At 54.8% G+C, this 23,485-nt stretch carries 25 protein-coding genes; 12 read left to right on the top strand and 13 right to left on the bottom strand.

What is annotated here, in order from left to right; all coding sequences use genetic code 11:
* Window positions 1-22: 22 nt before the first annotated feature.
* Together uvrC and uvrY are read right to left on the bottom strand one after the other, a co-directional pair.
* Window positions 23-1,855 (bottom strand): excinuclease ABC subunit UvrC, encoded by a 1,833-nt coding sequence (uvrC, locus tag V1572_RS16940; RefSeq protein ID WP_126533632.1) that lies wholly within the window; start codon window positions 1,853-1,855, stop codon window positions 23-25.
* Window positions 1,852-2,508, bottom strand: a complete 657-nt coding sequence (gene uvrY, locus V1572_RS16945; RefSeq protein ID WP_008500346.1) for a UvrY/SirA/GacA family response regulator transcription factor — start codon at window positions 2,506-2,508, stop codon at window positions 1,852-1,854. Before uvrY ends, uvrC begins: the two co-directional genes overlap by 4 nt.
* 466 nt (window positions 2,509-2,974) lie before the next feature.
* Here uvrY and V1572_RS16950 point away from each other — a divergent pair, with 466 nt between their 5' ends.
* Window positions 2,975-3,199 carry a DUF2594 family protein gene (locus V1572_RS16950; protein ID WP_008500345.1) on the top strand — a complete coding sequence of 75 codons (225 nt, stop codon included), beginning with the start codon at window positions 2,975-2,977 and terminating at the stop codon, window positions 3,197-3,199.
* A gap of 66 nt (window positions 3,200-3,265) precedes the next feature.
* Here V1572_RS16950 and sdiA read toward each other — a convergent pair whose 3' ends face one another.
* The 9 genes from sdiA to V1572_RS16995 form a co-directional block, all read right to left on the bottom strand.
* A complete protein-coding gene (gene sdiA, locus V1572_RS16955; RefSeq protein ID WP_045908171.1) occupies window positions 3,266-3,988 on the bottom strand; it encodes a transcriptional regulator SdiA in 723 nt (240 codons plus the stop codon).
* 221 nt (window positions 3,989-4,209) lie between these two features.
* Window positions 4,210-4,962 (bottom strand): L-cystine ABC transporter ATP-binding protein TcyN, encoded by a 753-nt coding sequence (tcyN, locus tag V1572_RS16960; RefSeq protein ID WP_008500343.1) that lies wholly within the window; start codon window positions 4,960-4,962, stop codon window positions 4,210-4,212.
* Window positions 4,959-5,627: a cystine ABC transporter permease gene (tcyL, locus tag V1572_RS16965; protein WP_014884380.1), complete on the bottom strand. Its 669-nt coding sequence runs from the start codon at window positions 5,625-5,627 to the stop codon at window positions 4,959-4,961. Before tcyL ends, tcyN begins: the two co-directional genes overlap by 4 nt.
* 21 nt (window positions 5,628-5,648) lie before the next feature.
* A complete protein-coding gene (gene dcyD / locus V1572_RS16970; RefSeq protein WP_395299401.1) occupies window positions 5,649-6,635 on the bottom strand; it encodes a D-cysteine desulfhydrase in 987 nt (328 codons plus the stop codon).
* A gap of 106 nt (window positions 6,636-6,741) precedes the next feature.
* Window positions 6,742-7,542 carry a cystine ABC transporter substrate-binding protein gene (gene tcyJ, locus V1572_RS16975; RefSeq protein ID WP_045908169.1) on the bottom strand — a complete coding sequence of 267 codons (801 nt, stop codon included), beginning with the start codon at window positions 7,540-7,542 and terminating at the stop codon, window positions 6,742-6,744.
* An 86-nt stretch (window positions 7,543-7,628) separates the two neighbouring features.
* Window positions 7,629-8,180 carry a flagella biosynthesis regulatory protein FliZ gene (fliZ, locus tag V1572_RS16980; protein ID WP_008500339.1) on the bottom strand — a complete coding sequence of 184 codons (552 nt, stop codon included), beginning with the start codon at window positions 8,178-8,180 and terminating at the stop codon, window positions 7,629-7,631.
* A 54-nt stretch (window positions 8,181-8,234) separates the two neighbouring features.
* Window positions 8,235-8,954 (bottom strand): RNA polymerase sigma factor FliA, encoded by a 720-nt coding sequence (locus tag V1572_RS16985; protein WP_008500338.1) that lies wholly within the window; start codon window positions 8,952-8,954, stop codon window positions 8,235-8,237.
* Window positions 8,955-9,083: 129 nt separating this feature from the next.
* The gene (gene fliB / locus V1572_RS16990) at window positions 9,084-10,289 is read right to left on the bottom strand and encodes a flagellin lysine-N-methylase (protein WP_262796424.1); all 1,206 of its coding nucleotides are present in this window, start codon (window positions 10,287-10,289) and stop codon (window positions 9,084-9,086) included.
* Window positions 10,290-10,351: 62 nt separating this feature from the next.
* A complete protein-coding gene (locus V1572_RS16995) occupies window positions 10,352-11,176 on the bottom strand; it encodes a flagellin (protein WP_045908167.1) in 825 nt (274 codons plus the stop codon).
* A 401-nt stretch (window positions 11,177-11,577) separates the two neighbouring features.
* Between V1572_RS16995 and fliD the strand changes: the two genes are divergently transcribed.
* From fliD to amyA, 4 genes are read left to right on the top strand one after another with little or no spacing between them, the layout of a single operon-like run.
* Window positions 11,578-13,002: a flagellar filament capping protein FliD gene (gene fliD / locus V1572_RS17000; RefSeq protein ID WP_045908166.1), complete on the top strand. Its 1,425-nt coding sequence runs from the start codon at window positions 11,578-11,580 to the stop codon at window positions 13,000-13,002.
* 21 nt (window positions 13,003-13,023) lie between these two features.
* On the top strand, window positions 13,024-13,428 hold the full coding sequence (gene fliS / locus V1572_RS17005) for a flagellar export chaperone FliS (RefSeq protein WP_196351795.1): 405 nt from the start codon (window positions 13,024-13,026) through the stop codon (window positions 13,426-13,428).
* 5 nt (window positions 13,429-13,433) lie between these two features.
* A complete protein-coding gene (gene fliT / locus V1572_RS17010) occupies window positions 13,434-13,808 on the top strand; it encodes a flagella biosynthesis regulatory protein FliT (protein ID WP_045908165.1) in 375 nt (124 codons plus the stop codon).
* Window positions 13,809-13,859: 51 nt separating this feature from the next.
* Window positions 13,860-15,347 carry an alpha-amylase gene (gene amyA, locus V1572_RS17015; RefSeq protein ID WP_395299997.1) on the top strand — a complete coding sequence of 496 codons (1,488 nt, stop codon included), beginning with the start codon at window positions 13,860-13,862 and terminating at the stop codon, window positions 15,345-15,347.
* Window positions 15,348-15,441: 94 nt separating this feature from the next.
* On the opposite strand, the gene yedD is transcribed toward amyA, so the two are convergent.
* Together yedD and fliE are read right to left on the bottom strand one after the other, a co-directional pair.
* On the bottom strand, window positions 15,442-15,855 hold the full coding sequence (gene yedD, locus V1572_RS17020; RefSeq protein WP_032652553.1) for a lipoprotein YedD: 414 nt from the start codon (window positions 15,853-15,855) through the stop codon (window positions 15,442-15,444).
* 74 nt (window positions 15,856-15,929) lie between these two features.
* The gene (gene fliE, locus V1572_RS17025) at window positions 15,930-16,244 is read right to left on the bottom strand and encodes a flagellar hook-basal body complex protein FliE (protein WP_008500329.1); all 315 of its coding nucleotides are present in this window, start codon (window positions 16,242-16,244) and stop codon (window positions 15,930-15,932) included.
* Window positions 16,245-16,472: 228 nt separating this feature from the next.
* Here fliE and fliF point away from each other — a divergent pair, with 228 nt between their 5' ends.
* The 7 genes from fliF (at window position 16,473) to fliL (ending at window position 23,484) form a co-directional block, all read left to right on the top strand.
* Window positions 16,473-18,152, top strand: coding sequence for a flagellar basal-body MS-ring/collar protein FliF (gene fliF, locus V1572_RS17030; protein ID WP_048029395.1), 1,680 nt, complete (start codon window positions 16,473-16,475; stop codon window positions 18,150-18,152).
* The gene (gene fliG / locus V1572_RS17035; protein ID WP_008500327.1) at window positions 18,145-19,143 is read left to right on the top strand and encodes a flagellar motor switch protein FliG; all 999 of its coding nucleotides are present in this window, start codon (window positions 18,145-18,147) and stop codon (window positions 19,141-19,143) included. Before fliF ends, fliG begins: the two co-directional genes overlap by 8 nt.
* Window positions 19,136-19,843, top strand: a complete 708-nt coding sequence (gene fliH / locus V1572_RS17040; RefSeq protein WP_045908162.1) for a flagellar assembly protein FliH — start codon at window positions 19,136-19,138, stop codon at window positions 19,841-19,843. Before fliG ends, fliH begins: the two co-directional genes overlap by 8 nt.
* Window positions 19,843-21,213: a flagellar protein export ATPase FliI gene (gene fliI / locus V1572_RS17045; protein WP_045908161.1), complete on the top strand. Its 1,371-nt coding sequence runs from the start codon at window positions 19,843-19,845 to the stop codon at window positions 21,211-21,213. The genes fliH and fliI overlap by 1 nt, the downstream gene beginning before the upstream one ends.
* Window positions 21,214-21,234: 21 nt before the next feature.
* Window positions 21,235-21,678 (top strand): flagellar export protein FliJ, encoded by a 444-nt coding sequence (gene fliJ, locus V1572_RS17050; protein ID WP_021241386.1) that lies wholly within the window; start codon window positions 21,235-21,237, stop codon window positions 21,676-21,678.
* Window positions 21,675-22,907: a flagellar hook length control protein FliK gene (gene fliK / locus V1572_RS17055; protein WP_395299402.1), complete on the top strand. Its 1,233-nt coding sequence runs from the start codon at window positions 21,675-21,677 to the stop codon at window positions 22,905-22,907. Before fliJ ends, fliK begins: the two co-directional genes overlap by 4 nt.
* 106 nt (window positions 22,908-23,013) lie before the next feature.
* Window positions 23,014-23,484, top strand: a complete 471-nt coding sequence (gene fliL, locus V1572_RS17060) for a flagellar basal body-associated protein FliL (RefSeq protein WP_021241388.1) — start codon at window positions 23,014-23,016, stop codon at window positions 23,482-23,484.
* Window position 23,485 lies beyond the last annotated feature (1 nt).

Below are 23,485 nucleotides of genomic sequence, written 5' to 3' on the forward strand. Positions count from 1 at the left end.
GCTCTATGTTGCTACAGAGCCCTCAATGTTTCAACGAGTAGTAGATCTTTTCTGCCAGCCCTTGCGAAATACCCGGCACTTTTGCAATTTCCTCCATGCTGGCGTTGAGTAATCCTTGCAATCCGCCCATATACTTCAGCAGCATCTGGCGACGTTTTGGCCCCACGCCTTCGATCGTCTCGAGTGAGCTGGTGTTTTTCACCTTCGCCCGTTTTTTGCGGTGACCGCTGATGGCGTGATCGTGCGATTCATCGCGAATATGCTGAATGACGTGCAGCGCCGGAGAGTCCGGCGGCAGGCTGAAGCCCTCACCTTCCGGCTCGAAGAACAGTGTCTCCAGACCGGCCTTACGATCGGCCCCTTTTGCGACGCCCAGCAGCAGCGGATGGTGTTTATCCCAGCTGACATCAAGCGATTCAAATACCGCTTTCGCCTGACCGAGCTGCCCTTTCCCGCCGTCAATCAGGATCACATCCGGGATCTTGCTCTCTTCTATGGCTTTACCATAGCGACGACGCAGCACCTGATTCATCGCCGCATAGTCATCGCCCGGCGTGATGCCGGTGATGTTATAGCGGCGATACTCGGCGCGCAGCGGACCGTTAGCATCAAACACCACGCAGGACGCGACCGTCTGTTCCCCCATCGTATGACTGATGTCGAAACACTCCATCCGTTTCACTTCCGGAAGCTTCAGCAGCGCCGCCAGGGCCGTTAAACGCTGGTGCACCGTCGACTGCTGCGACAGCTTCGTGCTCAGCGCCGTTGCCGCGTTGGTCCGCGCCAGCTTCAGATAGCGCGCACGATCGCCGCGCGGTTTGGTTTGTACATTGACCCGGCGCCCCGCCAGTTCAGAGAGCGAATCGGCCAGCAGGGTTTTATCATCAAGATTAAAATCGAGCAGGATCTCAGAAGGCAGCGTTCGCATCTGGCTCCCCTGGAGATAGAACTGGCCGACAAAGGTTTCCACCACTTCGCCCAGTTCGGTACCGCCAGGCACTTTCGGGAAATAGCTGCGGCTGCCGAGCACTTTGCCCTGGCGTATGAACAGCACATGCACGCAGGCCATCCCGGCGTCAAAGGCCACGCCGATCACGTCGAGATCGTCACCGGTATTTGAGACAAACTGTTTCTCCGTGACTCTGCGCACCGCCTGGATTTGATCGCGGATACGCGCGGCCTCTTCGAACTCGAGTGCGGCGCTGGCTTTTTCCATCCGCGCGATCAGTTGCGTTAACACCTGATCGTCTTTACCGGCCAGGAACAGGCGCACGTACTCCACCTGCTGGGCATACTCGTCTTCACTCACCAGCCCGGCCACGCACGGCCCCAGGCAGCGTCCTATCTGGTACTGCAGGCACGGGCGCGAGCGGTTACGGTAAACGCTGTTTTCGCACTGGCGGATCGGGAAGATTTTTTGCAGCAGCGCCAGCGTTTCACGTACGGCATAGCCATTGGGGAACGGCCCGAAATATTCTCCCTTCGCATGTTTTGCACCACGGTGCATGGCGAGGCGCGGATGGGTGTCACCGCTCAGAAAGATAAACGGATAGGATTTATCATCGCGCAACAGGACGTTATAGCGCGGCTGGTACAGCTTAATATAGTTGTGCTCAAGCAGCAGCGCTTCTGTCTCCGTGTGCGTGACGGTGACATCAATATTCTGGATGAGTGAGACAAGCGCTTCGGTCTTACGGGAGGCCAGGTTGCTGCGAAAATAGCTGGAAAGGCGTTTTTTAAGATCTTTTGCCTTCCCCACATAGATAACCGTACCGCCAGCGTCATACATGCGATAGACGCCAGGCTGGCTGGTTACGGTTTTCAGAAATGCTTTTGAATCGAACACATCACTCACTGACTTAACAACGTCTCCGCATTACACAAACCATGTCGGATGGCCAGATGCGTCAGTTCGACGTCACCATGAATGTTCAGTTTACTGAACATCCGATAACGATAGCTGTTTACCGTTTTCGGGCTGAGATTCAGCTGTTCCGAGATCTCATTCACCTTCTGACCTTTGGTGATCATCAGCATAATCTGCAATTCCCGCTCGGACAAACTGGCAAACGGTGATTCGGTTTTCTCGGGCTCGATCTGACTCAGCGCCATCTGCTGAGCGATGTCGGACGCAATGTAACGCTGTCCGGCAAACACGGAACGGATAGCATTGACGACTTCCTGCGGTGCAGCACCTTTACTCAGGTAACCCGCGGCCCCCGCCTGCATCACTTTCGCGGGCAGTGGATTTTCGGTATGCACGGTCAGCATGATGACTTTGGTGTCTACAAAGGTACGCGCGATTTTGCGTGTTGCCTCAAGACCACCGATACCGGGCATGTTCATATCCATCAGCACCACATCGGCGGAGTGAGTACGGCACCATTTTACCGCATCTTCACCACAGCATGCCTCACCGGCAACTTTAATACCTTTAATATCTTCAAGAATGCGTCGTATCCCTGCGCGCACCAGTTCGTGGTCATCAACAAGAAGGACGTTGATCAAAGGAAATGTCTCCAGAATAGGGATAACGCTACTGAGTGATAATTTGGTTTATATTAACGGTTTTCATGACAAGATTAAAACGTTAAAAAACCGGCTATTCGATTTTGCTCTCGTTTTTGGAAATTAGCCTGTACAGGCGGTGGAAAGAGAGCCCGTGTTTTTAGGGCTCTTGCGGCTTTTTTTAATCATCTGTATTCAAAAAGTTACAAAAAAACGTGCTGCCTTAACCTGCACAAAAACAGGGAACAACTTTTTGTAACAATAATTAACGGCAAGCGGACCCGACCTAAACAATTAATAGTCATTAACCTCGTTGAGTTTACCGGTACGTTCTGTTTACGCAATTAAACACCCGCGTAAAAGTACGAAAAACAACCGCTGCATTTTTTGCGTTAGCTTGTGGTATACTCCGCCGCCTTGACTTTCGTCGTCGCGCTCTAGCGCCGTTTAATAATGAGGAAAATAAATGAGCACACCTGAATTTGCCACTGCGGAGAATAACCAGGAACTGGCACAGGAAGTAAACTGCCTGAAGGCACTGCTGACGCTGATGCTGCAGGCGATGGGCCAGGCTGATGCCGGCCGTGTGATCATTAAAATGGAAAAACAAATCGCGGAGATGGAAGACCAGGCTGAATCAGCGGTATTTGCTAACACCGTTAAGCAAATCAAGCAAGCCTACCGCCAGTAACAAAAAACGGCTGGATGCAGTGCATTCAGCCGTTCGCTCGTCTGTCACGCAGAACGTTTTACGGAGTCAGATCAGTCCCGTTGCCGCCGCGTAGCACGCGATCTGAGTCTTATTGGGCGCGTTAAATTTCTTCTGCATATTCTTCTGATGGAAGTTAACGGTATTCTCTGAGATCGAGAGAATGATCGCTATTTCCGCTGACGTCTTCCCTTCCGCAGTCCATTTCAGAATTTCACGCTCGCGCTTGCTGAACTTCATTTCGGGCGGCATGACCATCTCATGGTCAAAACGCATCAGAGAGGTTAAGGCCATTTGCACCAGCATTTGCAACCGCAGCTCTATTTCCTCATGGGCTAATGGCCCTTCCTGTACGCGACTACGAGAAACAGACAGGAAGCCGAGCGCATGATTCGGCAGCATCAGGCACTGCGTTATTCCGGCGCGTAAACCGTGGTCCTGGGCGCTATGCCATAATTCCTGCGCCTCAGCGAATAATGCGTCTGTCCAGGGGAGATGCCCCTGAATGAAATTCTCCGGTTTTAAAACCGGATCGATCGCGAAATAGTTCGCGGATTGATATTGCGCCATCCACAGTTTTGGGTAAGTGGTATGCAGGGAGATCTTAGGGCGCGTAAATGGCACGGGATGGCGCACACAGAGCGCATAATAATCGAATTCCAGCGCCTGAGTTTGACGCTCCAGCTCCTGATATACCTCGGCGGCACAGGTCAATTCCTGAAACCGGAGGGAGCATTCCCGTCGCCAGGTGAAAAAGTCTAAATCCTTCATACTTACTAAATGAAGCCTCTGAACAGATAATCATTATTATGGTGAATATAAGCTAACACAGAAAACTTTTTTCTAACCACAAAATATCGGCAATAGCACAATTAACTTTACTATCGATAAGGTTTATCCGAGCCGGATAGAATAAAAAAACAGGGGACCTCATGCAGAGGGAGAATAATTTGCTCCAGAGTAAATTTCTGGAGCAAATGCGTGCAAAAATGCTACTGCATAAGGAATTTTTCAAGGAATTGACGGGTTCGCGGCTGTTGAGGGTTAGCGAACAGGCTTTTCGCTGGCCCCTGCTCCACAATCCGCCCCTGATCCATGAAGATGGCTCTGTCAGCGACATCGCGCGCAAAGCTCATTTCATGGGTCACGATCACCATCGTACGTTTCTCCTGTGCCAGCTGGCGAATCGTGTTCAGCACCTCGCCCACCAGTTCCGGATCGAGCGCAGAGGTCGGTTCATCAAACAGGATCACGTCCGGGCGCATCGCCAGCGCACGCGCTATCGCCACGCGCTGCTGTTGGCCGCCAGACAGGCGACGCGGATAGCTGGTCTCTTTTCCCGCCAGCCCAACTTTGGCGAGCAGTTCGCGAGCCCGCGCCGTCGCTTCCTCTTTGGGCTCACCTTTAACGATAACCGGCCCCTCAATGATGTTCTCCAGTACCGTACGATGTGGGAAAAGATTGAAGTTCTGGAAAACAAAGCCGACATGCTGGCGCAGGCGGCGAATCAACCCTTTCTGCTGACTGATGGATTTCCCGGTATCAATCGTTATCTCCCCGACCCGGATGGTGCCGCCTTCCGGCTGTTCAAGCAGGTTAATGCTGCGCAGCAGCGTCGTCTTTCCCGAACCGCTCGGTCCGATAATCGCCACCACTTCGCCCTGCTCGACCTCCAGATCGATCCCGTGGAGCACCGTTTGACCGTGGAATTTTTTCACCAGGTTTTTGACGTCAATTGCACTCATTTTGGATCACGCTCCTGGCGGTTAAGCTGGTTTTCGAAATAGTTTTGCAGAGCAGAGAGCACTGTCGCCATAACCCAGTAAATCAGCGAGGCGGCCAGATACATGGTAAAGACCTCGAGCGTACGGGAGGTGATGAGCTGTGCCTGACGGAAAAGCTCCGGAACCTGAATCGTTGCCGCCAGGGAGGTATCTTTCACCAGGCTGATAAAGCTGTTGCTGAGCGGCGGAAGCGCCACGCGCGCCGCCTGCGGCAGGATGGCGCGGCGCAGCGTCTGCCAGGGCGTCATCCCGATACTGGCCGCCGCTTCCCACTGTCCTTTGTCAATGGAGGAGATGGCCGCACGCAGGGTTTCGGAGGTGTACGCCGCGGTATTGAGCGATAGGCCAATCATCGCCGCCGGGATCGGATCCAGCTCGATACCAAACTGCGGTAAGCCGTAGTAAATCATAAAGAGCTGGGCGATAAGTGGCGTACCGCGAAACACGGAGATATAAAAGCGCGCCAGCCAGCGCACCGGCAGGATGGGCGACATGCGCATCAAGGCCAGCACAAATCCCAGAACCAGCCCAAAGAACATCCCGCCGATACTAAGCTGTAACGTAAATACCGCACCTTTCAGCAGATACGGCAGCGAATCAATAACCAGTTGAATACTTTCTTGCATTATTATTTTTCGACCTGATTTTTAGACATGAGGATGGTAGGCAAACAGCGCAGGCGCTCCGCCGGTATGGACAAATAAAATCGGCCCTTCATCCTTAAAGCGTTTTTGCGCAATGCCGTCGATCAGTCCGGCCATCGCTTTGCCGGTATAGACCGGATCGAGCAGTATGCCCTCGAGGCGCGCCAGCAGTTTCACCGCTTCCATTCCCTCTTCATTCGGCGTGCCGTAACCCGGCGCAAAATAGTCATCCCAGAGCAGAATATCGGCCTTTGCCTTAAGCTCCAGCTGCTCTGCAACCGCCTGCTGTAACGTAACCACTTTTGGCTTCTGATCCGCGACGCTGCGGGACACCGTCACGCCAATCAGTTCGACGTCCGGCAGCAGTTGCTCCAGCCCCACCGCCAGCCCGGCATGGGTGCCCGCACTGCCGGACGCGACCACCACGGAGGAAAGACTCACCGCGCCCTCGCACTGCTGCGCGATTTCCAGCGCGCTTTCCACATACCCCAGCGCACCCAGCGCATTCGACCCGCCGACGGGGATAACGTAGGGGCGGAACCCCTGCGCTTCCAGACGCGTCGCCAGCTCATCGAGCTGGGCGGTCGGATCGGTCAGCGCGTCAACCATCTCAACCTGCACGTTAAACAGATCCAGCAGCAGGCGGTTACCGTTGGTGAGATAGTTTTCAGCCCGCGTGCCAATCGGGTTTTCCATCAACGCCACGCAGTGAAGCCCAAGTTTCGCCGCTACGGCCGCCGTCTGGCGAACGTGGTTGGACTGGATGGCCCCGGCAGTAATGAGCGTATCCGCGCCTTCACGCAGGGCGTCCGCCGCCAGAAACTCCAGCTTGCGCAGCTTGTTGCCCCCCATCGCCATGGGCGTCACGTCATCACGCTTAATAAAAATATCGCGCCCTAAATAATCAGAAAATCGCGGCAGATACTCCAGCGGCGTCGGCGCGCCGATAAACTCCAGGCGAGGAAAGCGCGTTAAATTCTGTAGTGACATGGATGCTCCGGTAACTCTGACAAAATGTGATATTTTTCATTATGCACGCAGACGCGTAAGAAATAAAAAAGGCGCTTTTAAAAGCGCCTTTTTTTACGTCCGAAACTTATTTCGTGACGTCTGCCCCGAACCACTTCTCGGAAAGCGCTTTCAGGCTGCCGTCTTTTTGCATATCCGCAATCGCCGCGTCAATCGCTTTCACCAGGTCTTCGTTACCTTTACGAACAGCCACACCGGATTCCTGACGAGAGAACGCATCACCTGCGACCGCCAGGGTGTTGTTGGTTTTCTTCACCAGATCCAGCGCCGCCAGGCGGTCAACCAGAATGGCGTCGATACGGCCCACGCGCAGATCCTGGTACTTCGTCGGGTCATCATCATAGGTACGGATATCTACGCCCTGCACGTTCTGGCGCAACCACTCTTCGTAGTTGGTTCCCAGACCGACACCGACTTTCTTCCCTTTCAGGTCCGCGGCAGTTTTAATCCCACCTTCGTTGCCTTTCTTCACCAGCGCCTGAATACCGGATACGGTATACGGGGTGGAGAAGTCATACTTCTTCTTACGCTCGTCAGAAATGGTGACCTGGTTGATGACCACATCAATACGTTTCGAATCCAGCGACGCCAGCATACCGTCCCATTTGGTCGGTTTCAGGGACGCTTTCACGCCGAGGTGTTTCGCCAGCTCTTCAGCAAACTCCACTTCAAAACCGGTCAGCTTACCGTCATCGCCCTGGAAGCTGAACGGAGGATAGGTTCCTTCCAGCCCGACCAGCAGCGTACCGCGCTCTTTCACTTTATTCAGCAGGTTTTCTGCGGCGAACGTTTTCACGCTCATGCCTGCAACCAGCGCAACGGCCATAACACCCATCAGCGCCTGACGACCCAGAAGTGCAAATTTCATAAATACCCCGATATAGTGGAATTTTTACGTAGTGTAGAGAAATCGCCTGCAACGTCAAAGGCGACTGCGCTACATCTTATTCTTTTTTAATATATATCAGAAGTTGTTCCGGCGTGGGCTTTCTGCTTTATGGCACCCGGCATTTGTACCTTATATTGTGCATACTTGCGCAGCGCAATTCGGTAGTTGTTGGTGCTGGTCGCAGGCAGCCACGGCTCCAGGTTCTCGTCCAGATAACCGGTTTTCAGCAGATCGCGGGAAATGTTGTTCACGGTCAGATGCTGCCCGAGGCGGCGCAGGCGAACCACGTATTCGCGCACGGTGCCGTGGCTCATCTCCGTTTGTTCAAACAGGAATTGCTTGAAGCCGATAATGTCGAAGAAGTCGCTTTGCTCTTTGCAGTGGAGATCGCCACAGAAACGGCAAAGCGCCACCCACTCTTTTTGCTCTTCGAGCCATGCTGCTTCGTCCATCAACGTGTCGAGGCGCGAAATCGCGATCTTATTGACGATTTCGCCACGGCGAACCAGCGTGATACGATCGAGTAACTTGTTACAGTGGGCGCAATGCGTCTGGCTGTGTTTAAAGTCTTTCAGGTAGCGGCTTAAAGGCCGTCTTTTAGATTGCTGCACCGTCATGATAACTCCTGGTTGTCAATACGTTGTGCGGCATTTTTAAGGTGAATCAATCACCTATAACTTACCCAGCTTGGTTCGTAAGCGTTTAATGGCCTGGCTGTGCAGCTGGCTCACCCGCGACTCTCCCACCTCCAGAACAGCGCCAATCTCTTTGAGGTTAAGCTCTTCCTGGTAATAAAGGGTCAATACCAGCTGTTCGCGTTCAGGCAGAGCTTCAATAGCTTCCATGACGCGCTGGCGTAAATTCCCTTCCATTAAATGGTGTAACGGGTTTTCTTGCTGATGCTCATCCGTCACCAGCTCGATGCTATCGCCATGCTCTTCTCGCCACTCGTCATAAGAGAAGAGTTGGCTATTATTGGTATCGAGCAACATCTGACGATACTCTTCAACAGCAATGCCAAGACGATCCGCCACTTCAGTTTCCGTTGCGTTGCGTCCCAGTTCCTGTTCCAGCTGCCCCATCGCATGCGCCACTTCGCGTGCGTTGCGGCGAACACTGCGCGGTACCCAGTCACGGCTGCGCAGCTCGTCCAGCATCGCACCACGAATACGCTGAACTGCGTAAGTCGTAAATGCCGTTCCTTGCAGAGCGTCGTATCGGTCAACTGCATTCAATAACCCGATACCGCCCGCCTGTAGCAGATCGTCGAGTTCCACGCTCGCCGGCAAGCGCACCTGGAGGCGCAATGCTTCGTGACGCACCAGCGGGACATAACGCTGCCACAGCGAGTGTTTATCCATTACACCTTCAGCGGTATAGAGTGAATTCACGATAAACAGCCCTGCGTTAGTTGAGTTATCGGCATGATTATCCGATTCTGCAGGGCGTTCAATTGGATGAAAAAGGGGGATAAAGTGAGGTTATTCTGAGGTTGCCCTCAACCGGGGCAACTTTTCTGCCTAAATTAACAGTTGCAACAATGAAAGATCGTCGCCCAGTTTGACGCTATCTATATGTTGATGAAAGAGCTTTCCCGCTTCCTGATTATGCTGGCTAAGGGAGTGGAAGCTATAAATAACATCAATGATATTATCTTGTTCAATTTTCCCCGCCACGAGTGCCTGACCGGCAAGTAACGTTTTCAGGAAATAGTACTCGGCAACGATTAAATAAAGATTATTCAACATGCTGCGACCGTTGCTCTGCGGGAAGCCCTGCTCCCAGAGTTTGTATTTAAAAAAGTTCTTAAATAAGTGGTCATTGGTCGCCAGGTAACTACCCGCCACATCGCGCCAGACGGACTCGATGTTCTCCATGACCTTCTCTGCCGGTTCGGCATCACCGACAGATTCGAACTGTTGATAAAGCTGGGCAAAATAGTGGTTTAACACCGCACCGCCGCGGGCCGTCGCTTTCTTCGTAAAGTAACTCTGGATGAGCGAAATTAACGCGAATTTCAGGCTGTAGTTCTGATTAAATCCGCCCAGCTCCGTCTTGATTTTACCGCTCACCAGTTCGTTAACCAGCGAGAAATAAACCGTTTCGAGCGTGCCGATATTTTCTTCCAGGTTTTCGAGTTTTTCAGCCACCATGAGGAACTTCACCACGGCGTAAACCTGTTCTTCAACGCTAACGTCCTCAACGCTGAATATATTCTGGCAGAAGAGATTGATGACTTTTGCCTTTAAATCAATCATCGGCGCAGTATTGACGTCCTGCTGGACAATGACCGATTCCATCATCGACATAGACTCCCGATCGTTCAACAGAAGTCGGGTGACTTCCGGACACGAGAGATTCAATGATTTTTCGATTTCATTTTTATAGACCCGGTTTGTCCGTGGAAACGACGAACAGGTTGGGCTTAAGGCCTGCGCGCCCATGGCGCTGTGAATAGAACAGAGTTTTTCCGTATCCATAAACGGACAGTTTTTACTTTCCGTATGGAAAATCACTTCGCCCCAGTTGCCATACTGTTTTTTGGTAACTTTTATCGCCGTTTTCGCCGTGTGACGAATGGCGGCATTTTTACTGTTCAGATAGCGATTAACGGAGGATTTATCAAATGCGATGGTCCAGCCCTGACAACAATGTTCACGGCATTCCCCACCGACACATGAAAAATCTGCGACCAGCTTTGGTTGAGTGACACTGATTTGTTTCACAGGCGGATTCTCAAATAGCAGAGATAAAAAAACCCCGCCGAAGCGGGGTTTCGTGCGTAAAATTAACGCAGCAGAGACAGAACAGTCTGTGGAACCTGGTTTGCCTGAGACAGAACAGAAGTACCAGCCTGCTGCAGGATCTGCGCGCGAGACATGTTGGAAACTTCAGTTGCGTAGTCAGCGTCCTGGATACGGGACTGAGCAGCAGACAGGTTGTTAGAGGTGTTGTTCAGGTTGTTGATTGCAGAAGTGAAGCGGTTCTGCACAGCACCCAGGCCTGAACGTGCTTTATCAACGGTAGCGATAGCTTTGTCGATGGTGTCCAGATCGGTAGCACCCATAGCTTTCAGGTCGATAGCGTTCACGCCCAGAGTCGTGGTGTCAGCTTTAGCGCCGCTCAGGTCCAGATCGATGGTGTCGCCGTCGTTCACGCCAACCTGAATTTTAACTACGCCCGCAGTACCTGCAGTGCCGTCCAGCAGTTTGATGCCGTTGAAGTCAGTTTTGCCCGCAACACGGTTGATTTCAGCCAGACGAGCGGTAACTTCATCCTGCAGAGAAGCCAGGTCAGATGCGCTGTTGGTGCCGTTGCTTGCCTGAACAGCCAGTTCACGTACACGCTGCAGGTTGTTGTTGATTTCGTTCAGAGAACCTTCAGCAGTCTGCGCCATGGAGATACCGTCGTTGGCGTTACGTGCTGCCTGGGTCATCCCTTTGATCTGAGCGGTCATGCGGTTTGCAATCGCCTGGCCAGCAGCATCGTCTTTCGCGCTGTTAATACGCAGACCGGAAGACAGACGCTCGATAGCAGTGCCCAGAGAAGACTGAGATTTGTTCAGGTTGTTCTGAGTGGTCAGGGACAACAGGTTAGTATTGATAACTGCCATAATTTTCTTTCCTTCAAAAATTGGGTTTTAGGTCCGGTGCCTAACACTCACAGCGTCTCTCACCGTCAACAAGGTTATCGACGGGTCCCCAAAAGACTTTAGAATCAATTTTGAAAAAATTACAACCAACTGATTATTAACAGATTTATTTTTAAAAAATCAATTAAGGTCCGTCAACGCGTTATTATTTACGCTTTTTTAACGCGCAAAGAGATGACAAAAAAGGCACACACTTATTCGTGTTTTCAATGCGCGGATAATGATCCTAAAGTGCAATCCTTTCATTTACCCCGCCAGGACGTGCCTATTCTTTGGATTATTTTTTTCTCACCATCGTAAACTTTTACGTTAAGAGGCCGATAAGAGTCCTGAACTACTTTCGTATTTTAAGGAAAATATGCATGGCTACTATCAGTAACCTCGGGATAGGTTCTGCAGGACTCGGGGATTTATATAATCAGTTGGAAGCGGCAGAGAAAACCAAGCTGACGACGATTACTTCCCAGCAATCAACGTATAACGCACAGTTAAGCGCTTACGGCAAGCTGCAGAGCGCCATGACATCGCTGCAGACTGCCACCGCTGCACTGGGTAAAGCCACCACCTGGAACTCAACGTCCGTGAGCAGCACCAACACGGCCTTTACCGCCACGACGACAGCTGATGCGTCCGTGGGTTCCTTTGTGGTTAACGTCAACCAGGTTGCAAAAGCACAGGCGCTCACTACCGGCTCCTATGCAAACAACACGGATCTGCTCGGCGATACGACAGGGACGACGCGTAAAATCACCATCACCCAGCCGGGCACGAAAACGCCTTTAGAGGTCACGCTGGCCGATGGCGATACGTCTCTGGCCGGGATCGCGAGCGCCATTAATAAAGCGAACGGCAACGTTACCGCCAGCGTCATTAAAGCGAAAGACGGTGATTACCGCCTGATGCTGTCATCAAAAACCACCGGTACCGATGGTGCGATGACCGTCAGCGTCACTGGCGACGCCAAGCTGCAAAGCGCCATTGGCTACGACTCAACCACTAAAACGGGCGCGCTGACGGTGAACACCGACGCGCAGAACGCGATTGTGGTGGTGAACAACATCTCTATCGAGCGCCAGTCGAATACCATTACCGATGCGCTGCCTGGCGTCACCTTCTCGGTGAAGGCCGAAAGCAAAGCCGATGAAACCCTTGAGGTTTCGCGCGCAACGGATGCAAACCAGAAGGCGATTACGGACTGGGTCACGGCGTACAACTCGCTGCAGTCCACCATTAACAGCCTGACGAAATATGTGCCAGTCGATGCAGGCTCCGGCAGCCAGTCTACCAGCAATGGCGCGCTGGTCGGTGATGCGAACGTGCGCGGAGTTCAGTCTCAGCTGCGCGGTCTGCTGACCGAAGTGCAGGCCGGCTCGGTTCAGATCATGGCCCAACTGGGGATTACCCAGGACCCGGTTAAAGGCTCAGACGGCACCGTCGGTAACCTGAAGGTCGATACCGACAAGCTGAAAAAAGCGCTGACCGACAACCCGAACGCCGTGCAGCAGTACTTTGTCGGTGACGGAAAGAAAACCGGTATGGCCACGCAGATGAACAACACGCTGACCGCCATGCTCAGCACCAGTACCGGCAGCGCCGGGGTGATCCAGAACGCGAAAGATGGGATCAACAAAACGCTGAAAACCCTGGGCGAACGCTACGATGCCATGGATGCCCAAATTGAAGCCACCATGGCACGTTACAAAACCCAGTTCACCAGCCTGGACGTATTAGTCACCAAAATGACCAGTACAGCCAACTACCTGACCCAACAGTTCTCACAAAAATAGTCGTCGCATTGAGGAGTGGAAATGTATAAGACCTCTGGTGTTCAATCCTATCAGCAGATAGGAGTCGAAAGCGCAGTGATGAATGCCAGTCCACACCAGCTGATTGTCATGTTGTTCGACGGGGCGCATAGCGCCCTTGTTCGCGCGCGTTTGTTCCTGGAAGCCGGACAAATTCGTGAGAAAGGCGAAGCGTTATCCAAAGCCATCAACATCATCGATAACGGTTTAAAAGCAGGACTGAACATGGAGGTTGAGAGCGAGTTGTCCGGTAACCTTGCCTCCTTGTACGAATATATGGTTCGACGTTTGTTACTGGCAAATGTCAGTAATGACGTAGACGCAATTGTTGAAGTCGAGGGTTTATTAAACAACATTGCGGATGCGTGGAAGCAAATCGGCCCCAATGCGTCCTCTATTTCAGGATAATTTTGATGAATAATCCCAGCGCAGCGCTTAGCCACTGGCAGGCGTTACATGCTCAGAGCATTGCTATGCTAAATCTCGCACATTCTGGTCAATGGGATGCGCTTATCGAGCAGGAAATGCATTACGTACAACTGGTGGAAAGGATTTCTCAAACGCCCATCATGTCATGCCCTCCGGCTCAGGTTGAGCAAGCGCGTGCGCTGCTGGAAATGATCCTTGAAAATGAAAATGCGCTTAAGGCGCTGCTGAAAGTCCGCATGGACGAACTGCGCAGTCTGATCGATCAAACCGGCAAACAGCAATCCATCACGTCTACCTATGGAAAGCTGTCAGGGAATATTCTTTATCCAGAAAGTTTTACCCGCGACACACAACTATGATTTCTTCATCCATACTCCAGAAGTCTGCCAATGGCTTCTGGAGCAAGGATGATGAAAAACCCCACCCTGTTACAATGTTTTCACTGGTACTACCCTGCTGGCGGTGAATTGTGGCGAGAGGTCACGGCGTTAGCACCCAATCTTAACGAAATCGGCATTAACATGATCTGGCTACCGCCCGCCTATAAAGGCGCGTCAGGCGGGTATTCTGTCGGCTATGACTCCTATGACCTGTTCGATCTGGGCGAGTTTGACCAGAAAGGCAGTATCGCCACCAAATACGGTGACAAAGCGCAACTACTGGAGGCCATCGACGCCCTCAAGCGCAACGACATTGCCGTGCTGCTGGACGTGGTGGTAAACCACAAAATGGGCGCCGATGAAAAAGAGCCTGTGCGCGTTCAGCGCGTGAACGAGCAGGATCGCACGCAAATCGATGATGAGGTCATCGAGTGTGAAGCCTGGACCCGCTATACCTTCCCTGCCCGCGCCGGGCAATATTCCCAGTTCATCTGGGATTACAAATGCTTCAGCGGCGTCGACCACATTGAAAACCCCGATGAAGACGGCATCTTTAAAATCGTCAACGACTACACCGGCGAAGGCTGGAACGATCAGGTTGATGATGAGATGGGTAACTTCGACTATCTGATGGGCGAAAATATCGACTTTCGCAATCACGCCGTCACCGAGGAGATCAAATACTGGGCCCGCTGGGTCATGGAACAAACGGGCTGCGACGGTTTTCGTCTGGACGCCGTCAAGCATATACCCGCCTGGTTCTACAAAGAGTGGATTGAGCACGTCCAGGAAGTCACCGACCAGCCGCTGTTTATCGTGGCGGAATACTGGTCCCACGAGGTGGATAAGCTTCAGGCCTATATTAACCAGGTCGAAGGCAAAACTATGCTGTTTGATGCCCCCCTGCAGATGAAATTCCACGAGGCGTCACGTCAGGGTCGGGATTACGACATGAGCCAAATCTTCACCGGCACGCTGGTGGAAGCCGATCCGTTTCATGCGGTGACCCTCGTCGCGAACCATGACACCCAGCCTTTGCAGGCGCTGGAAGCTCCGGTCGAAGCCTGGTTTAAACCGCTGGCCTACGCGCTGATCCTGCTGCGGGAAAATGGCGTGCCGAGCGTCTTTTATCCGGACCTCTTTGGCGCCAGCTATGACGATACGGGTGGAGACGGAGAGACGTACCATATTGATATGCCGATCATTGAGCAGCTCCACGAGCTGATCCTCGCGCGCCAGCGTTTTGCCCACGGCGTGCAGACGCTGTTTTTTGACCATCCTAACTGCATCGCCTTCAGCCGCAGCGGTACGGAAGACGATCCCGGCTGCGTGGTGGTGATGTCAAACGGCGACGACGGGGAGAAGGTGATTTGCCTGGGGGAAAACTACGGCAACAAAACGTGGCGTGATTTTCTCGGCAATCGCGAAGAAACGGTCACCACGGCGGCAGATGGCGAAGGAACGTTTACCTGCAAAGGCGGAAGCGTCAGCGTGTGGGTGATTGAGGATGCGTTGTAGAAACAAAGCCGGGTGGCGCTGACGCTTACCCGGCCTACGGGACGGTACTTTTGTAGGCCGGGTCAGGCGAAGCCGCCACCCGGCAAAAAAACGGCTACGGTAGTTTACTCGCCAGCGGATTCTTGCTCAGGTAATCGGCACACTCAACCGTTGGGCGATCGACCTTCTGCAGCTCCAGCCCGTCGTACTCAAGCGTCGAGCCATCGCGCTCCAGCGGATAGATATCCAGCTTACGCGTCACGTTGTAATAACTGTCTGAACGCAGCATGATTTTACCCGGCACGGCAATCACGCGCTGCCACTGACGGCAGTCCAGCGTATCGCCCTCTTCCGTCACCACCAGCGTGGCAATCGCATTCGGGCTGACCATGTTGCTCTGCGGCCCTTTCGACTGCCAGTATCCCGCCAGATGCGCCGGGACAGGATGCTTGATCACGTCGTTATAATTATCGACCTGAACGCACCCGGTCAGTGCCAGCAGCGCGCCAGCAATTGCTATTTTTTTCATCATCTTTCCTGCATTCGAAGAAAAAAATATTGTGGCATTAAAGCGCTGCGGCTGCCAGCGAAGATCGACAGGTCTTAGACCTGCATCCCCATGACCTCTTGATAGGCCGACACCAGCTTGTTACGCACCTGGATCCCCATCTGCAGAGAAACCGAGGCTTTTTGCAAATCGGTCATCACATCATTCAGCGCCACGCCCGGCTCGCCGAGGGTGAACTTCTCAGCCTGAGTGCGCGCTGCGGTCTGGGTATCACTGATACGGTCAAGAGCGGCATGCAGTTGCCCTGCAAAGCTGATGCTCGGCTGCTGATCTGCCACATTCTGGTTACGGGCCGTCATCGCCGTTGCCTGCAACTGACTGATTACCCCTTCAATGCCCTGTATAGCCATGACTCTCCCCTGGATGGTTTTTTACGCGGTCAAGACTAACAGCTTGTCAATAAGATAATGGCGGTAAATAGCATGAAAAAACCAGGTTATTTGACGCATAGAAAATCACGAATCATCAAATAATGGCAGGGCCATCAATATGGAACTTTTGTCGTGTTTGCCGACCCGGGAGTCAGTTTTGTTTCTCTACACGAATAACGTAAACCACCAGGATTTAAGAGGTGCGCAATGAGTGCAACAGCATCGACAGCGCCGCAGAATAAATCACTCGAGTGGATGAACCGCCTTCGCGCGAATCCTAAAATCCCGTTGATCGTGGCAGGCGCTGCCGCAATTGCGATCCTTGTAGCGATGGTCCTGTGGGCGAAAAGCCCTGATTACCGGACGCTCTACAGTAACCTTTCCGATCAGGATGGCGGCGCCATCGTCACCCAGCTGACCCAGATGAACATCCCTTATCGCTTTGCCGATAATGGCGGTGCGCTGGAGGTCCCGGCAGATAAGGTGCACGAACTGCGTCTGCGCCTGGCCCAGCAGGGGCTGCCGAAAGGCGGCGCGGTGGGCTTTGAGCTGCTGGATCAGGAAAAATTCGGTATCAGCCAGTTCAGCGAGCAGGTGAACTACCAGCGTGCGCTGGAAGGTGAACTGGCCCGCACCATTGAAACATTAGGCCCGGTGAAGAGCGCCCGCGTGCACCTGGCGATGCCTAAACCTTCCTTATTTGTCCGCGAACAGAAATCACCTTCGGCTTCCGTGACCGTGAACCTTGAGCCTGGCCGCGCGCTGGACGAAGGGCAAATCAGCGCGGTGACGCATCTCGTCTCCAGCGCCGTCGCCGGTCTGCCGCCGGGTAACGTGACGCTGGTTGACCAGAGCGGTCACCTGCTGACGCAATCCAACACCGCCGGTCGCGATCTGAATGACGCGCAGCTGAAATATGCCGCCGATGTCGAAAGCCGTCTCCAGCGTCGTATCGAAGCGATCCTCGGCCCGGTAGTGGGCAACAGCAACGTGCACGCGCAGGTCACCGCGCAGATCGACTTCTCGAATAAAGAACAAACCGAAGAGCAGTACAGCCCGAACGGCGATGCGGCTCAGGCGGTCATGCGTTCGCGTCAAATCAACTCCAGCGAGCAGGTTGGCGGTGCCTACCCGGGCGGCGTGCCGGGCGCGCTGTCTAACCAGCCTGCCCCGGCAAACGCGGCGCCGATCTCTACGCCGCCGGCCAATCAGCAGAACGGTCAGCAAAATAATCAGCAGACCACCTCTACGGCGAATAACAGCGGCCCACGAAACACCAGCCGTAACGAAACCACGAACTACGAAGTGGATAGAACGATTCGTCACACTAAACTGAACGTGGGCGATATTCAGCGTCTCTCCGTTGCGGTAGTGGTGAACTACAAAACGCTGGCGGATGGTAAACCGTTGCCGTTGACCGCCGAGCAGATGAAGCAGATTGAAAACCTGACCCGCGAAGCGATGGGTTACTCCGAGAAGCGCGGCGATACCCTCAACGTGGTGAACTCACCGTTCAACTCGGTTGAAGAGACCGGCGGTGAACTGCCGTTCTGGCAACAGCAGGCGTTTATCGACCAGCTGATGTCCGCAGGGCGCTGGCTGCTGGTGCTGATTGTCGCGTGGCTGCTGTGGCGTAAGGGCGTTCGTCCACAGCTCCAGCGCCGTGCTGAAGCTGAAAAAGCGGCTCGCGAGCAGATGAATGCGCGTCAGGAAACGGAAGAAGCGGTTGAAGTTCGCCTCAGTAAAGATGAACAGATGCAGCAGCGCCGTGCTAACCAGCGCATGGGTGCCGAGGTGATGAGCCAGCGCATTCGCGAAATGTCAGATAACGATCCGCGCGTCGTGGCGCTGGTCATCCGCCAGTGGATGGGTAACGAACATGAGTAATACGCTTACGGGCACCGATAAAAGCGTCATCCTGCTGATGACCATTGGCGAAGATCGCGCGGCAGAGGTGTTTAAACACCTCTCCCAGCGAGAGGTACAGATTCTCAGTGCGGCCATGGCCAACGTGCGTCAAATCTCCAATAAACAGCTGACCGAAGTGCTGTCGGAGTTTGAGCAGGAAGCCGAACAGTTTGCCGCGCTGAACGTCAACGCCAACGACTACCTGCGTTCCGTGCTGGTCAAGGCGCTGGGCGAAGAGCGTGCCGCCAGCCTGCTGGAAGATATTCTGGAAACGCGCGATACCGCCAGCGGTATCGAAACGCTCAACTTTATGGAGCCGCAGAGTGCCGCCGACCTTATTCGCGACGAGCACCCGCAGATTATCGCCACCATCCTTGTCCACCTCAAACGTGGTCAGGCGGCCGATATTCTGGCGCTGTTCGAAGAGCGCCTGCGTCACGATGTGATGCTGCGTATCGCCACCTTCGGCGGCGTCCAGCCTGCCGCGCTGGCGGAGCTGACCGAGGTGCTGAACAACCTGCTCGACGGCCAGAACCTCAAGCGCAGCAAAATGGGCGGCGTGAGAACGGCGGCGGAAATCATCAACCTGATGAAAACGCAGCAGGAAGAGGCCGTCATTACGGCGGTTCGCGAATTCGACGGCGAGCTGGCACAGAAAATCATCGACGAGATGTTCCTGTTCGAAAACCTCGTCGAAGTGGACGACCGCAGCATCCAGCGCCTGCTCCAGGAAGTGGATTCCGAGTCGCTGCTTATCGCCCTCAAAGGCGCCGAGCAGCCGCTGCGCGAGAAGTTCCTGCGCAACATGTCTCAGCGTGCGGCCGATATCCTGCGCGACGACCTTGCCAACCGCGGCCCGGTTCGTCTGTCTCAGGTGGAAAACGAACAGAAAGCCATTCTGCTTATTGTTCGTCGTCTGGCGGAAACCGGCGAGATGGTGATTGGCAGCGGAGACGACACCTATGTCTAATGAGCTGCCGTGGAAGCGCTGGACGCCGGACGATCTGGCCCCTCCCCTCTCCGAGTTCACGCCAGCCGTGATCCCGACCGAGGAGCTTGACCCGGACGTCGAACAGCCTGAGCTAAGCGAAGAAGAGCAGCAAGCACAGATGCTGGCTCAGCTGCAAATGCAGGCGCACGAGCAGGGCTACAATGCCGGTCTGAACGAAGGCCGGCAGAAAGGCCACGAGCTGGGGTATCAGGAAGGCCTGTCAAAAGGGTTAGAGCACGGTATCGATCAGGCGCGCCAGCAGCAGGCGCCGATCCATGCCCGCATGCAGCAGCTGGTCAGCGAGTTTCAGCACACGCTGGACGCGCTGGACAGCGTGATTGCCTCGCGACTGATGCAGATGGCGCTGGAAGCCGCGCGTCAGGTGATCGGCCAGACGCCCGTCGTGGATAACACAGCGCTGATCAAACAAATTCAGGGCCTGCTGCAGCAGGAGCCGCTGTTCAGCGGTAAGCCGCAGCTGCGCGTCCATCCGGACGACCTGCAGCGCGTGGAAGAGAGCCTGGGCGCGACGCTAAACCTGCACGGCTGGCGTCTGCGCGGCGATCCGTCGTTACATCACGGCGGCTGTAAAGTCTCAGCCGATGAAGGCGATCTGGATGCCAGCGTCGCCACCCGCTGGCAGGAACTGTGCCGTCTGGCGGCACCGGGAGTCGTCTGATGACCGCACGCCTCACCCGCTGGCTCACCACGCTCGACAATTTTGAGACGAAGATGGCGCAACTGCCCTCTGTTCGTCGTTATGGGCGACTGACGCGCGCCACCGGTCTGGTACTGGAGGCCACCGGCCTGCAGCTACCGCTGGGCGCGACCTGCGTGATCGAGCGTCAGGACGGTCTGGAAACGCGTGAAGTGGAAAGCGAAGTGGTCGGGTTCAACGGCCAGCGCCTGTTCCTGATGCCGCTTGAAGAGGTGGAAGGCATTCTGCCCGGCGCGCGCGTGTATGCCAAAAACACCTCTGGCGATGGGCTGCAAAGCGGGAAACAGCTGCCACTTGGTCCTGCCCTGCTGGGGCGCGTGCTGGACGGCAGCGGGAAGCCGCTCGACGGGCTGCCCTCGCCGGACACCACCGAAACCGGCGCATTAATCACCCAGCCGTTTAACCCCCTGCAGCGAACCCCTATCGAGCATGTGCTCGATACCGGCGTACGCCCGATTAACGCCCTGCTGACCGTGGGACGTGGGCAACGTATGGGCCTGTTCGCCGGGTCAGGCGTGGGTAAATCCGTTCTGCTCGGCATGATGGCGCGCTATACCCAGGCGGACGTTATCGTAGTGGGCCTGATCGGCGAACGTGGTCGCGAAGTTAAAGATTTCATTGAAAACATTCTGGGTGCGGAAGGCCGTGCCCGCTCAGTGGTCATCGCCGCACCGGCGGACGTGTCGCCGTTACTGCGTATGCAGGGGGCAGCGTATGCCACCCGCATCGCCGAAGATTTTCGTGACCGCGGCAAGCACGTGCTGCTGATCATGGATTCGCTGACCCGCTACGCGATGGCGCAGCGTGAAATCGCGCTGGCTATCGGTGAGCCACCGGCGACCAAAGGCTACCCGCCTTCGGTCTTCGCCAAACTCCCTGCTCTGGTGGAACGTGCGGGGAACGGTATCAGCGGCGGCGGCTCCATCACCGCGTTCTATACGGTGCTGACCGAAGGCGATGACCAGCAGGATCCAATAGCCGACTCCGCGCGTGCGATCCTTGACGGCCATATTGTGCTGTCGCGTCGTCTCGCCGAAGCCGGACACTATCCGGCAATTGATATTGAAGCCTCTATCAGCCGCGCAATGACGGCGCTGATAACCGAGAAGCACTACGCCCGCGTGCGTAACTTTAAACAACTCCTCTCCAGCTTCCAGCGCAACCGCGATCTGGTCAGCGTGGGGGCGTATGCCAAAGGCAGCGACCCGATGCTCGACAAAGCGATTACCCTGTGGCCGCAGCTGGAGGCATTTTTACAACAAGGCATTTTTGAACGTGCCAACTGGGAAGATTCAATTCAGGCACTGGAGCTGATTTTCCCGCAGGTGTAACACAGGTGGAGGGCGAAGGTCATGGCGCAAAACAGCGCGTTATCAACGCTGAAAGATCTGGCTGAAAAAGAAGTTGATGATGCCGCATTGCAGCTTGGCGCAATGCGACGCGGGTGCCAGCAGGCTGAAGAACAGTTGAAGATGTTAATCGACTATCAGCATGAATATCGCACCAACCTCAATACCGATATGACACAGGGCATTGGAAGCCAGCGCTGGATTAACTATCAGCAGTTTATCCAGACGCTGGAGAAGGCGATAGATCAGCATCGCCAGCAGCTTCACCAGTGGACCCAGAAAGTCGATACCGCGCTGAATTTCTGGCGCGAGAAGAAGCAGCGACTGCAGGCCTGGCAGACCTTACAGGACCGACAGATTGCGGCAACGACCCTGGCGGAAAACCGTCTGGATCAGAAAAAAATGGATGAGTTTGCCCAGCGCGCATCAATGAGGAAACCGGAATGATCACACTGCAACAACTGCTGATGAGCGACAGCGACCTGTCAGGCGGTACGCAGACGGGGAAAGGCACCGACGGTGCACAGGACTTTCTCGCGCTGCTCGCGGGCGCCCTGTCGGACGCGACGGGCAAGGGCAAAGATGCGCCACTGACCCTGGCTGACCTGAAAGCCGCCGGCAGCAAGCTGTCCCACGTTGCTCAGGACGCCAAAGGGGATACCACCCTGCAGGCCAAAATTGCCGACCTGCTCTCGCGCCAAACCGCGCTGAATGGCGATGAAACGGCGCCCGTCACCTCGCTTGATACTCTGGTTTCCGCACTGGTGCCGCTGTCTAAAGGTGACGCACTGAAGACGATCAATGCCGCGAACAGCAAAGATGACGGTAAAAGCGAGCTGAGCGAAGAGGAGCTGGCCGGATTGAGCGCCCTGATGGCGATGCTGCCGCACCAGCAAACTACCGCCTCTCGTGTAGCTGGCAGTGACGGCGTTTCCGCCACCGCAACGCTGAGTACAGCGGCGCTTGCGCAAAACGGCGCGGGCCAACCGTCCCTGAACGCGCTTCCGGGAAGCCATGATAAAGCGCTGAGTGCTGCGCCTTATCAGAGCCAGGCGAAAAACAGCGACCCGGCCCTGTCGGGCAACGCGCCGGCCACGCCGGTCGTGGCTGCAACCGCAGAGAAGCAGGAGCTCGCCAGCGCCTCCTCTTCATCATCGCCGACAGCTACCCTGGCACCAATTATGTCCAGCCATGCAACCAGTCAGACGGCCGCCACCGTTGCTCCCGCGCCGGTGTTAAGCCAGCCTTTGGGCACGCATGAATGGCAGCAGTCCCTGAGCCAGCACATCACCCTGTTCACCAAACAGGGCCAGCAGACGGCCGAGCTGCGTCTGCACCCGGAAGATCTGGGTCAGGTACAAATTTCGCTTAAGCTGGATGATAACCAGGCGCAGTTGCAGATGATCTCTGCGCACAGCCATGTCCGTGCGGCGCTGGAAGCCGCGCTGCCGGTACTGCGAACCTCGCTGGCAGAAAACGGCATTCAGCTTGCGCAGAGCAGCGTCAGCAGCGAGAACTTTGCCGGGCAGCAGCAGTCCTCATCCCAGCAGCAGCACCAGGCTTCGCGTTCCGGCAACACCGGCGGTTTTAATGAAGAGAGCGATGAACTACTGCCCGTTCCTGCCGCCCTGCAATCCGCCGCGCGCGGTAACAGTGCCGTAGACATCTTCGCCTAAACGCCAGAGGTAGCGTGATTATCCCCGTCTTTTCCACGCTTTGACGACAGCAGGACACGGGATAATCACCTTATTAAGCTGTACCGAAACAGGAAGCTCGTATCAGATGACTGACTCCGCTATCACCAAAAAAAGTAAGCGTTCCATCTGGATCCCGCTGCTGGTGTTGATCACGCTCGCCGCCTGCGCTACCGCGGGCTATAGTTACTGGCGTATGCAGCAGGAACCTTCGACCGCTGCGGCCAAAGCCGAACCTGCACCGCCACCGGCGCCGGTATTTTTCCCTCTGGACACCTTCACCGTGAATCTCGGTGACGCGGATCGTGTGCTGTACGTCGGTATTACGCTGCGCCTGAAGGATGAAGCCACGCGCGCGCGTCTGAATGATTATCTTCCGGAGGTGCGTAGCCGCCTTCTGCTGCTGTTCTCTCGTCAGGACGCTTCGGCGCTGGCCACCGATGTGGGTAAGCAAAAACTGGTCGACGCCATTAAACAAACGCTGGCGACCCCGCTGGTAAACGGCCAACCTAAGCAGGAAGTCACTGACGTTCTGTATACAGCCTTCATTCTGCGGTAAC

This window comes from Enterobacter quasiroggenkampii (genome assembly GCF_043972695.1).
Classification (GTDB): Bacteria; Pseudomonadota; Gammaproteobacteria; order Enterobacterales; family Enterobacteriaceae; genus Enterobacter; species Enterobacter quasiroggenkampii.